Source organism: Nostoc sp., from assembly GCF_036917455.1.
Lineage (GTDB): Bacteria > Cyanobacteriota > Cyanobacteriia > Cyanobacteriales > Nostocaceae > Nostoc.
Window position 1 is genome coordinate 15,538 of record NZ_JBALDK010000152.1, and the last position, 13,150, is coordinate 28,687.

The 13,150-nt window shown below is 40.2% G+C and carries 8 protein-coding genes; 4 read left to right on the forward strand and 4 right to left on the reverse strand.

Annotation, left to right across the window (positions count from 1 at the left end):
• The first annotated feature begins 3 nt into the window (after positions 1–3).
• Positions 4–690: a DUF6745 domain-containing protein gene (locus V7K42_RS16630; protein WP_334917920.1), complete on the forward strand. Its 687-nt coding sequence runs from the start codon at positions 4–6 to the stop codon at positions 688–690.
• A 135-nt stretch (positions 691–825) separates the two neighbouring features.
• Here the strand turns inward: V7K42_RS16630 and V7K42_RS16635 are convergent, their stop codons facing one another.
• Positions 826–5,304, reverse strand: a complete 4,479-nt coding sequence (locus V7K42_RS16635) for a translation initiation factor IF-2 N-terminal domain-containing protein (protein ID WP_334917922.1) — start codon at positions 5,302–5,304, stop codon at positions 826–828.
• Between the two features lie 121 nt (positions 5,305–5,425).
• Entirely contained in the window at positions 5,426–6,343 is a 918-nt protein-coding gene (locus V7K42_RS16640; protein WP_334917924.1) for a histone deacetylase family protein, read from the reverse strand.
• 112 nt (positions 6,344–6,455) lie between these two features.
• Here V7K42_RS16640 and V7K42_RS16645 point away from each other — a divergent pair, with 112 nt between their 5' ends.
• Positions 6,456–7,466 (forward strand): mechanosensitive ion channel family protein, encoded by a 1,011-nt coding sequence (locus V7K42_RS16645; RefSeq protein WP_334917926.1) that lies wholly within the window; start codon positions 6,456–6,458, stop codon positions 7,464–7,466.
• Between the two features lie 293 nt (positions 7,467–7,759).
• Here V7K42_RS16645 and V7K42_RS16650 read toward each other — a convergent pair whose 3' ends face one another.
• On the reverse strand, positions 7,760–8,539 hold the full coding sequence (locus V7K42_RS16650) for an MBL fold metallo-hydrolase (RefSeq protein ID WP_334917928.1): 780 nt from the start codon (positions 8,537–8,539) through the stop codon (positions 7,760–7,762).
• Between the two features lie 115 nt (positions 8,540–8,654).
• Entirely contained in the window at positions 8,655–10,322 is a 1,668-nt protein-coding gene (locus V7K42_RS16655; protein WP_334917930.1) for an S-layer homology domain-containing protein, read from the reverse strand.
• Positions 10,323–10,482: 160 nt separating this feature from the next.
• Here V7K42_RS16655 and V7K42_RS16660 point away from each other — a divergent pair, with 160 nt between their 5' ends.
• Positions 10,483–11,376: an alpha/beta fold hydrolase gene (locus tag V7K42_RS16660; RefSeq protein WP_334917932.1), complete on the forward strand. Its 894-nt coding sequence runs from the start codon at positions 10,483–10,485 to the stop codon at positions 11,374–11,376.
• 138 nt (positions 11,377–11,514) lie between these two features.
• Positions 11,515–12,558: a serine/threonine protein kinase gene (locus V7K42_RS16665; protein ID WP_334917934.1), complete on the forward strand. Its 1,044-nt coding sequence runs from the start codon at positions 11,515–11,517 to the stop codon at positions 12,556–12,558.
• Positions 12,559–13,150: the final 592 nt, after the last annotated feature.

A 13,150-nucleotide genomic window follows, 5' to 3' on the forward strand; every position in this document is an offset into this window, starting at 1 on the left:
ATTATGTCGAATGGACGTGTGCCGAATAAGCCAATTAAGCAGCGCCCAAACCAAAGTCACGAGCCTGTATCATCTGAGAATGCTCGAAAACTTATCCTTGAGCATCGCGCTTGGGATGGGATGCGCGTTTTAGGCCATCTCGATTTAAGCGGTGCGTTCGATCTTTACAATCTCCCTGAAAATCTCACCTGTGAAAGTCTTGATATCAGCGACTGTGTAAACCTCACAACTCTTCCCAAAGGACTCCACGTTACCTCTTGGATTGAGTTGGCTGGAAGTGGGATTAAGAGTGTATCTGCTGGACATGGTTTTATCTGGCGCTGGCGAGGCGTGCAGGTGACAGATAAGATTGCCTTTGAATCCCAGTCTCTAACGGGACAAGATATCCTGAATGTGGAGAATGTTGAGTTGCGGCGCGTGCTGATTGAACGCTTGGGATACGAGACATTTTTGCAGCAAGTGGGAGGATTGATCCGCGATCGCGATCGTGATGCTGGGGGAGAACGTCAACTAGTCTATATTCCGTTTGAGGATGACGAGCCGTTTATGGTTTTGAAAGTCACCTGTCCATCTACAGGACATATTCATATCTTGCGCGTCCCTCCTCACATGCAGACTTGCCATCAAGCAGCCGCTTGGATTGCAGGTTTTAATAACCCAGATGATTATAACCCTGCGATCGAAGCTTAATGGATAAATTTGGTTTATTCATACCAACTCTGTATGAAGATGCGCTAAACCATAAGTACAAGAAAGAAAACTATTTTCTCCCCTATTTTTTTCATTGAAAAATTCTAATTTTAGTTAGAAAACCTGTAAAGAAGTTTAGCTAAATAGGCGAGAAACATCAACAAAACCTTTATGAAGACTGACAATATTTGACACTTCGGAATACATACTTCCGACTTTACCTGATTGATGGGTAAATAAATTATGACAACCCACAATTATCAGCAATTCTTGAGCGCGAGAAAATGCAACATTTACCCGTTCTGGTTTCTTAGCAAATCCTACATCGCCTTTACTATTGTTGCGAACCATACTCACAATTACAATAGGTCGTTCCATTCCTTGAAATCGATCTACAGTACCAGTACGAATCTCTAATGAAGGGAAAAGCTCAGATTGCAAGCGTTCATCAATTTTCCTTAATTGAGCGCCATAAAACGTAATTACGGCGATTTCTTTTTTTGATTCACCATCAGCAACTTTCTCAGCCCAAGTGTTCTCAAACTGCTGACACAGACATTCAATTGCATCAATTTCTTGAGTATTGAAGTAAGAAGTTCCATTTCTTTGCTCTAAAAACTGATTTTCAATAGGCGTTTTTACCCAAATAAGATGCTGAGATTCTTGGATAATTTCGCTTGCTAAATGATGTGCGCGTTTTATATCTGGCTCCAAAATTCCAGATTCTAGTTTCCCATCATAAAACTGATTGATTGCACCCATAATAAATGGATGCATTCGATATTGTGTAGTTAGCATTTGTTTAATGCTTTCATCAGCCGATTCAAACTGACTTTTAAACAGTGATTCTTCTAAGAATTGTAGTTCGTCTCGTGTATTACCCATTGTTTGAGCAACTTCTTCTACAGTGCTAGTATCAAGCATGGGTGGTAATTGCCGATGATCGCCTACCATGACTAACTTTTTGCCTTTCAAAGCTGGGATTAATAACTCTGGTGGAGTACACTTACTAACCTCATCAATGATGACAACATCAAAAGATTTGAATTCTTCCGAAAAACCTCTACTTGCAGCTTGAACGCATGTTATACCAACGACGTTAGCATTATCTAAATAAATACGTCTTAAATCGTCGCGATCGCCTTCAGTTGGCTGTCTTAATTTTTCAATCCAATCTTGGACAAAATTATGATATTTTTTGAGATAAATTTCGTCTTTTTCGAGTTCTTTCTGCCAAAAGTCAAACTGAATATTAATGCCGCGTAATAACTCTATATTAAACAAGTCAGCAGCAAAATTTTCTGGCTTAAAATTATCCGGTATTTTTTGCCATTCTGTCAACCACCAATTTCTTTCTTCTATTAAACTATCTGATGGCTGTGGTTGTAATTTTTCTTCTATTTCATGCAAGCTAATTTGTAATTTTTGAAGCTGCTGTAGAGCAGTTTTAGTTTCTTCTTGTAGCTTTGATAAATGCTCGTGTAGAGAATTTTTAATTATCTCCAATACCGCAAAAGGTTCTAAGGATGAAATTAATGTTTCAAGCTGACTGATACAAGTTACCCAATGATTAAGTTGATTTGAGAATTCTTGTGGATGCTCCCAAATATTTGATTGGGTTGCAAGATATTTATCTGTTAAAGTGCGTAATTGAACAGGTATATTTTGTTTGTTAAGTTCTTGCAAGATATTAATAACTCTGCCAAGCTGTAAATTAGCGTCTTGCTGTGCTTTTTCTACCTCAGCTTGAGTAATGGATATTTGCTGTTGACTAATTTCATTTTTTTGGAGTTCATTTAATTGTCGTTGTAGGTACTGTAGCTGTTGTTCAGTTTCTGTTTTTACTTTTAAAACGCATTGACGTGCATTTACAAGAATAGTCTCTAGTAATTCTTGGGTAATGCGGGTGAGAGTAGGATCGATTTTATTCCATTCCCAAGATGCGCCATAAGTCCGTTGCATTCTAATTAAGAAAACCTGGGTATTTTCAACTAGTAATTTTCGTTGTTTAGGGTTGAGTAGCTGATAATTACTAAACTGTTGATAAGTTTCTTGCCATTGGGTGCGATCGTTCTTTGATAGCACCATTGGAATCTGACTAAAATTTTCTTGTAAAAAGTAGCTAAAATTATGTTGTTTACCCCGTCTATCGGTAAAACCTCCGTCTACTTCATAAGCGATCGCTTTTGTCAATAACTCCCATTCCGGTAGATTTATTTTGTAAGTTTTTGGTACTATTGGTAATTTTAATGTATTAGCAAACATCAACAAACCTAACGGTAAGTCCACTAAATTTTCTGTTAGTGGTAAACCTGATTGCTGACAATCTTTTAAAGTTTGATACAGATGAGAAGGCGCTGTAGATTTCCATTCTTTTACGGCTGAGATAATATAGTCAATTTCCCGTTGACGATTTTCCCAAATTTGGATTGTTTGTTGTAGGTTTTGCAGTTTGGCAAGATATTTCTGATAATCTGGTTGTACCTGATTTAACAATGCAAAATTCTGTTTGACAACCTCCACTGATGCTGCAACTTCTAAGATGGCTTGACTGGCTTCTTCAGCATGAGTCAAAGCAGTTTTAAATCCAGAAATTTCTCTTGCTACAGTTTCATGCAACCAAGCGGCTAAACCAAAAGCACCAAGCGCCGGACGTACAAAGCCAAGTTCATTAGTATATTTAATAGTTTGACGAACATTTGCTAAAAATTCTTCTACTAAACCATTACCTTCTGTGTATGGCTTCAGAAGTGGCAAAAATTCTGTAACTTCTGGAGCTTCCCAGTTAATATTTGGTACACTATTTAGTATGTTTTCTAAACCTATAATTAGAGATTCAACGTTGTTCTGTTTTTCTAGAGTTTCGTTATAGGATTGTTCTTGGTTTTTAAAATTAGTTTCTATCTTTAACTTATTCTTATTAAATTTCGCTTGCTGCTGATTGAATTCTTCCTCTGCTTGAAAGTAGAGTGTGAATCTTTGTGATGCTCCCAGTAATTGACTGAAGATTTTAATATTTTCAAGCCGTTGTGTAATATTATTTTCGCAATCAGAAGCTGTATTTTCTAGCCATCTTCCTATCACTTGGTCTTCTAAAAATGGCTGTCCTTCTTCACCAACTTTTTCGGCTCTACCCTTGCGTACAGCCCGAATTACTGGGTTGTGAACTAATCGACTCAGAGCGTTATCTACTGCTAAATTCGCTTGAGAAGCGATTAGAGTTCGTCCACCTCGAAGGGCAATTTGGTAGCAAATCTCGGCAATTACGGTAGTTTTACCAGTACCTGGTGGCCCTTGGATGAGAACAAGATCCTTAGCGGCAAGTACTTTTTCTACTGCGGCTTTTTGACCGGGATTAGCGGAAGATAATAATAAATCTTGTGGTTGAAGTTCAACAGTTGTTTTGATTTGTCTCGCCTGAGAAGCATCGAATAAAAAGTTACCCAAGTAGAGATTTTGGGTATAACCATTATTCAAATCATCTAAAGCTTTCTTTTTACGCTGAATCTGCTGAATATCACCAATTGCCTCGAAACACAAAAATCCTTTATCTGGTAATTTATAACGCTCTGTTGCCATAAATTCAGCTAAGTCGCGTTCTAGTCTGAGGCTGATAATACCACGGTTGATATCAACTTCTTCAACAGTGCCTAATTGACGACCGCTAATCCAATGTTTGCCGACGGGAGCCGTTTCAAAAAGTTTTAAATCTTCGTTTTTTGTACGTCTTGCTCGTTCCCAAAAATTATCTACGTCGAGGGAATTTTGATAAAAGCCGTCAAGGGTGGCTGAGGTGACATCAATTTCAAAACTAATCCGTCTTTTAAAATTATAATTATGACTTACATAACGTACACAAAATTGGCGAGCTTTAGCAATTTTTTCTTCAATTTGTAAAAATGCTTTCCAAGCTTTAAGCTGATCTTCTGTAGGCACATTTTCGCCACAAACTGGCGCGGCGGCGATACGTTTTAATGTTGCTGGCGGAATGTCGAGATGATGCTGATGATTAGCCAGTAGACGCAAGCGACAAGGTATAGCATAGCTATCGGCCTGTCCCCGTGAGGGTTGTAACAACTGAGCCGAAAGTATTTTTAACCCGTCGCGTCCATCTTTTTGTACGGCTACTCTAAATCCTAATGTTTTTCTGAGCTTGTCAAGTCTTGTGGGTAATGGATAATCATCGGAGTCTGTTGCGATTGTCAAATCCCAGATTTCCTCTCTTGCCTCTTTGCCTGCGCCTTTGCGACGCACATAAAATAAAGAAGGCTTTTTACCGAAACATTCATACATTAACTCATTGGCGCGATCGCGGCGCTCCCTAAAATCGGAATATGATTTGAGGGCAGCCTCACCTTCAAGATGGCGGATGAAACTATCTATTGCTGAAGCTATAAACATATAGCCCCAATCTTCAGAGTTTGTTTTGGTTTTTGACGATTTTGCTGTTAGTTTACTTATTGCTACACGAATACGTTCTGCATCGGATTCTGTAATTGCACTGGTATGGCTTTTGACCGCAATTTTAAGTTTTTCACAAATTACTAATAGCTTCTTGCTATCTAAATCTAATTCTTTTGCTAGTTCGTAGACTCTGAGTTTGCCGTTGTTCATCCAGTTAACAATTGAGGGTTTAGATTTAAACGCAGAGAGTTCAAAGGAGTATAAAGTATTATTTTAATGCGATTCGCTACGAATTAAATTTGGTAACACTCTGCGTTGAAAAATTTTAGGACTATAGTTTGTACTGCTGATAAACTTCACTAGCAGCACGATGCAACAAGGAATGCCGCCAAACTAAAGATTTCATATCATCAGCATAACCGCCGCCAATGACGCAAGCGACGGGATAACCGCTATTCATACAGGTACTTAAAACCTGCATTTCCCGGCGAAAAATGCCAGCATCGGTTAAGGCTAATTTGCCCAAGCGATCGCCTATATGAGGGTCAACACCAGCATCATAAAATACTAAGTCTGGCTTGACTTTAGATAATAAATCTGCTAAGTAATTCGCTAAGGTTTGTAAATAAGCGTCATCCTCCATTCCCACCGACAAAGGAACATCTAAATCGCTGTTTTGTTTTGTACCGGGGAAATTGACTTCGCAGTGCATGGAGAAAGTAAAAACGCTGTCGTCATCTTGGAAGATAAAAGCTGTACCGTCTCCTTGGTGGACATCCAAATCGACAATCAGGATTTTTTGGACGAGTCCGAATTTTTGTAAAACGCGACAAGCGATCGCTAAATCGTTGAAAATACAAAAACCAGAACCATAACTGGGAAAGGCATGATGAGTTCCACCAGCCGTATTACAAGCTAAACCTTGACTTAGTGCCAGTTTTGCAGTCAGTATTGTACCACCTACCGCTACACAGGTACGATTCGCTAATGCTGGACTCCAAGGCAAACCAATGCGGCGCTGTGCTTTGGGGTCTAGGGTTCCTTCACAATAAGCTTGAACGTAGCTAGGGGTGTGGACTAACTCTATCAATTCTAGCGGTGGACGTTCGGGGGTATGAAATTGTTGTTGATTCGCTACACCATCAGTTAACAGCAATTCGTAGAGTTGTCGGAACTTAGACATCGGGAAACGATGTCCTTCAGGTAGAGGAGCAATGTAATCTGGGTGGTAAATAATTGGCAAGTCCATAAGGAAAGAAAATCTCAAGCAGGTAATCCAGCAAATAACAAGGTAAAATTTAGCGATAATCGCAGCAATAGTGCTGTTCTCCTAAATGTAAAACTTCAAATTTAAAATTTATATGATGGAATGGATTACGCCATTAGTATTTATTCTAGCTGGCTTCCTAGCTGGAATAATTGGTGAAAAAGTTATCTTCAAAAAACTGGAAACATTCGTTAGTAATAAACGAATTGCTGGGAGTAAAATTATATTTCGCTCTCTGCACCGAATGACTTTTATTTGGTTTGTCATTGGCGGTTTTTTTTGGGCAGTTATAAGCGCCCCCCTCAAGCCAGATATTGCGATCGTACTGCAAAAAGTTCTGACGATCGCATTGCTGTTTTCAGTAACCTTAGTCTTAGCAAGATTGACTGCTGGTTTTGTTAATTTATATATTCGCAGAGCCGAAGGCGTTCCCACATCACTAATTTCCAACCTTGCTAAGGCTACTGTTTTCGTTTTGGGAACATTAATTATATTGCAAACAGTAGGTGTTCAAATTACACCGATAATCACAACTTTAGGTATTGGTGGTATAGCAGTTGGTTTGGCACTTCAAGACACGCTTGCAAATTTATTTTCTGGTTTTTACTTAATTATTTCTAAGCAAGTTAGAACCGGAGATTATGTAAAATTAGATGCTGGACATGAGGGATATGTTATAGATATTTCTTGGCGCAACACGACAATTAAAGAAATGTCAAATAATGTAGTCATTGTTCCTAATTCTAAGTTATCTTCTGCGATTTTCACCAACTATCATTTACCTGCAAAGGAAATTACTTTAACAATTGATGTGGGTGTAAGTTATGATAGCGATTTGGAACAAGTTGAAAAAGTGACTGTAGAAGTGGCCAAAGAAGTCATGCAAGAAATTGCACCAGAGTTAACAAAGAATGAACCATATATCAGATTTCATACTTTTAATGATTTTAGTATAGATTTTACGCTTTATATGCGTGTAAGCGAATACTTCGATCAGCGTATTGGTAAACATCTATTTGTGAAAAAATTACACAAACGCTATCAGCAAGCTGGAATTCAAATTCCTTTTCCGATTAGAAAAGTATATATGCAAGATAATTTATAAAGCCTTGGTGACTAGAAGTTGCGGCTATACAGACAAAACCCGCGAAGGCGGGTTGAAAAACTTGATTTCTAATCGCTAGGCCTTAGAGGATGAATGAACAAGTCCTCTCGTTGGTAGCAAAACATTTCAGATCCCCCTAAATCCACGCCACTTGCTTCACTTGGGGAGACCCCAAGTGAAGCAGTGGCTCCCCGATAAATTGGGGGACTTTGATTCTTCCCCCTTTTTAAGGCGGGCTAGGGGGGATCTCTAAGTGCCTAAAATCACAGCCAAATACTTGTTCATTCAACCTCTTAGATTGCTAATGCTCGTTTTTCTAATAGTAGTTCAAAGCGATCGCCTGGTTTAGGCTCAAGTACCTGCGTTGAAATATTGTTATTCTCTAGTAACGAACGAAATTCTTCAGCACTTCCTTTAGTCTGAATGAGTTTCATCAGCAATCCTTCAAAGGACACATCTCCGCCGGCTGCCGTAGGTAATATTACTTGAGGTCGTAACGATTTTACTACTTCTAAAGAACTATTTTTGCCTTTAATAATCGGTCCAAGTAAAGGCAACGTCATGTCAATAAACGGTGTAATCACTACATCGATAGGTGTAGCTTGCTGAAGTTGTGGAGAATGATAACCGTGAGGCTCGTAGTATACAGTTAAACCACTCTCCAATTCTTTGAGAAGATAACTATTTTCGATCAAAGTGGGGCCAATGGGCGAACCGGGAAAAGCTTTGATTTCAACTTGATTATTTAAAGTGAAAGTTTTACCATGAGCCAATACTGTTACCTGGGTATAACCTAACTGCTGTACTACCTTGGCAGCATTGGGAGAGGCTACAACCTTGATGTTGTGGTCGAGTACCTGAAGCGTTGGGGGGTGAGCGTGGTCTTCTAAACCTTGAGACAGCAGGATCAAATCAATATTATCTGGTATTGGGCGATTTTGCGATCGCGAACCTTTAAATAACCAATCCAAATTGCTGAAAATTAACGAACCAACCAGCCAAGGGTCAATTAGTATTCGTTTCCCGCCGATTTCCAGTAACCAAGAGTTGCTGTCGAACCAAGTTAAAAACATAAATTTCGTAAATTTTGTGAAGATAACGCCTACCTTCATTATCAATCGTGTCAGCTTTCTTGGAGTGGAGCAAGCAAGAGACGCGATTAATCGCGTCTCTTAAAAAGATGGTAGTTTACTTATTACCAGGAGTACGTCCACCTTCATCATTATTACCACCGTGAGGATGGGAATTGCCTGGGTCACAACCCTCAGCGCCATTACCAATTCCTTGGTTGCAATGGCGACGCGGTTTGATATGTTCCCTTGAAGTTTCAGTCTGCCCGTCAACTGCAACTTGCTGTTGTCCAACCACGTACTCTGAGGAGATATTTGCTACTTTTCCAGTGCTAGACAAGGCTTGGTATAGCAAAGCAGAGACTTCAGACCTAGTTGCTATTTGTTCAGCATTTAGCAAGTTCACATTGGGATAGTTGACGACTATACCGCGTTGTGTAAGGGCAGCAATTAAACTGCGATATTCACCAGGAATAGTATTTGCATCGCTGTAAACAGATAAAATTGTATCCGTATAACCACTAGCTTGATAATTTAATTTCTGCGCTAATGCTACCAAAATATCAAGGCGAGAAAGCTTTTGGCTGGGGTTAAAATCCTTGTCAACAACAGGGTTTAAAAAGCCCATTTGATAAACTTCGCTGATGGCATTGTAAGCCCAATTTTGAGTTGAGACATCCTGAAAAGCGATCGCTTGGCGAATTTTCCCCTTAGCAAACGCTTTCCGCAGCATTGCCGCAAATTGGGCGCGAGTTACTGGTGCATCTGGGCGGAAAGTCCCATCAGGAAAACCTTCAAGAATTTCCATTGCTGCCAATTTGGTAATAAAACTTTTAGCCCAGTAGTTTACCGAAACATCAGAAAAACCAACTTGCAGACTGCGAGACATACTGATTTTGCGATAGTTCATTAGCATTTGGCTAACGTCGTAGCTAGAGTTATCGCTGACTTCAGTCACCTGCACCAAACTACCTGGATTAGCTTGCAAAACCTCTGCTAAATCGGAACTAAAGACGTTAATAAACGACTGGCGCACTAAAGCAAACTCACCTTGAGTAAAAGAGAGAGGATAAACACTGCTTGCTGAAATTGGTGATAAACTCTCTACCTGGAACTGATTACCTTGGAAGGTTTGAGAACTGCTCAGGAAAATAACACGTTGGTTTCTGACTTGAGTGAAGTAGTCGTAAGTGGTCTTACCTGCATCAATAGTGCCATCTTGGTCAGCATCAACACCATAAACAGTGCGAACGACTTGGTATTCATTAGGTTTAGCTGACAAAATCAGATTAACTGTAGTATTTGCCGACAAACATTCAAATTCGCTGTAGCCAATAAAGCGGTTTTGAGTATCATATAATCGCACGACGATGCGATCGCTAGCTTTCAATCCCTTAACAAATTTTGCTTTTTGCTTAATCTTGTACTTGTAATCGCCCAAAAACCGCTCTTGTAAATAATTCTTATCGCTTTTACTCTTGACAGAAACACGGGCAATTACTTCGGAAAAATTATTTGCTGGTTGCCAAATTGCCAGGCTAAAACCTGTCTTTTTCCCTTTTGCCGAAACTTTACTACTACTTACCTGAGTGCGACTCCTTGGTTCTACTTTTTTATCGGCTAAAAGTTGTTGACCTGTGGAGGAATTATCAGATATTTGGGCGACGGTGGTAGAGAACCCTAAAGCGGCAAATGCAGAAGCTATTGGCGAAAATATGGCCGCAGAGGTTACAGCCAGAACAAATTTGCTTATTTGAGCAAAGTAACTTTGATTAATGTATTTCATCTCACACTACCATTCGTCTAAAAAGTCAAGGGGTATTTAGTATCCCTTGACTTATTAATCCCTTGGTAATTGTGGAACTAACATCTAATCAGTCCTAGGTGAGGAGTTAGAAAGTCAGAGAAGATTACTATATTAAAGAAAGACTTTATTAATCTTCATAATGACTGTAACGACACAGCAGCTTGCAACTCAAGACGCTTTTGAAAAATTCTTTTGGACTTGGCGGGGCTACAAAATCCAGTACACTGTCATGGGCACAGGACGACCTCTGGTACTGGTTCACGGCTTCGGTGCTTCCATTGGACACTGGCGCAAAAATATCCCAGTTTTAGCTGATGCTGGCTACCAGGTATTTGCTATAGACCTTTTAGGTTTTGGTGGTTCCGATAAAGCGCTTATTGATTACAGTGTGGAAGTTTGGGTAGAACTGCTGAAAGATTTCTGCACCGCACATATACACGAACCTGCTGTATTTATTGGCAACTCCATTGGCGCACTTTTGAGCTTAATTGTGCTGGTAGAACATCCTGAAATTGCTGCTGGTGGTATTTTGATTAACTCTGCGGGTGGGTTGAGTCATCGTCCTCACGAATTGAACCCACCGCTACGGATGGTGATGGCAGCTTTTAATCGGTTTGTGCGATCGCCAATTACAGGTAAATTTGTCTATAACCGCATCCGTCAAAAAGCCCAAATTCGCCGTACCCTCTACCAAGTTTACCGCGATCGCCAAGCCGTCACCGATGAATTAGTCGATTTACTTTATACTCCCTCTTGCGACCCAGGAGCGCAACAAGTCTTCGCCTCCATTCTCACAGCCCCTCCTGGCCCAAGCCCAGAGGAACTTTTGCCGAAAGTCGAACGTCCCTTATTAGTAATTTGGGGTGCTGACGATCCCTGGACACCAATTACCGGGGCAAAGATTTACGAAAAGGCGCGTGAGAATGGCAAAGAAATCAAAATTGTTCCCATTCCCAATGCCGGTCATTGTCCCCATGATGAGGTTCCAGATGTTGTTAATGCCCAGATTGTCGATTGGCTAGCGCAAAGGTGATAATTTCGCGCCAAGATGCAAAATTTTCTGCCAATGCACCTTGGACCAGGCGTGGTAAAAAAATGGGGCTAGCAATCTGGGTAATCGATCTTAATTTTTTAATTGCACCTTGACATAATCGAACTCATTTGGTGTGTAATGGAGCTTGATATGCACAATGGATATAAAAGGGTAATTCCCTTAAATCACCATCCAGATTTTTCAGAACTTGGCTATCAAGTTATCAGCGAACTAGGATGCAATAGAGAAGGGGGACGCATTACATATCTAGCTAATGTCCTCGACTCTCATGAACAGGTGGTGATTAAAGAGTTTTGTTTTGCTCGTGCAAGTGCTGATTTATCAGGAGTGAAAGCATATCAGCGCGAAATTGAAATTTTGAAACAACTAAATCATTCCCGCATCCCTCGCTATATAGATTCCTTTGAAATGCCAGGGGCTTTTTATTTAGTACAGGAATACAAAAATGCTCCATCTTTGGGATTGACACGCAGCTTTTATCCAGAAGAAATTAAGCAAATTGCTCTGTCAATCTTAGAAATTTTGGTTTATTTACAAAAGCAAGTTCCGTCAATTATTCATCGGGATATTAAGCCAGAGAATATTTTGGTTGATGAAGAACTAAATGCTTACCTGGTTGATTTTGGATTAGCTAGGATACAGGGTGCAAAAATAGCTCTGAGCAGCTTTGTCGCTGGAACCCCAGGTTTTATGCCACCAGAAGAACAATTTGGCCATTCTCTAACTGAGGCATCAGATTTATATAGTTTAGGAGCAACACTAATTTGCTTACTTACTAATACCCGTTCTGTTGAGATTGGCAAATTAATTGATGATAACTATCGCTTTAATTTTCAGAAGTTAATTCCTCAAATCAGTCCGCGTTTTCGGTGGTGGTTGATGAGAATGGTGGAACGCAATCGGAAACGTCGCTATGCTAATGCGGCTGTTGCTTTAAAAGCACTTGGGCCAATTGAGGTTGTTGGTACTGCCACTAGGATAGATACTTTAGTCAGTACAATCAAACCTAGAAAACGAGCTACAGTGCTGGGACTAGCCACTGTTATTACACTGGCTACGGTTGGGACAACTTTGATGAGTTGTCAGCCTGATGATGCAGTTAGGCAATTGCTGGAAGCTAGAGAATGTACAAGCTTTGATTTAAAAACAAGCTGCCAATAAAAAGGGAGCAACGCGAAAAAGTGAGATCCTCGTGAAATAGGCAGGGGAGGCAGGGGGAGCAGGGGGAGCAGGGGGGGCAGGGGGAGCAGGGGGGGCAGGGGGAGCAGGGGGAGCAGGGGAGGCAGGGGGAGCAGGGGGAGCAGGGGGAGTAAAGAGGCATTTTTAGTATTTTTTACTACCGAAATAGACTGCTTATACACTTATTTCTTTCTCTTCCCCTGCCTCCCCTGCCTCCCCTGCCTCCCCTGCCTCCCCTGCTTACCCATCTCACTGTTAGAGCATTGCTCTCCAATAAAAAACCGGAGAATAAAATTATCTAAGTTGCTGTCGGCTAAGGTTTACAGCGATTTTCATTTGAATAGACTATACGCGTAGGGGCACAATATATTGTGCCCCTAAAATTATGTATATTTCACGCTTGTGAAAATTGCTGTAATTTTCACGAGTATCAAAGACTCTTTAATGGAGCTAAAAGACTCATTAATGAGTATCAAAGGCTCTTTAATGAAGCTAAAAGACTCATTAATGAGTATCAAAGGCTCTTTAATGAAGCTAAAAGACTCATTAATGAGTATCAAAGACTCTTTAATGA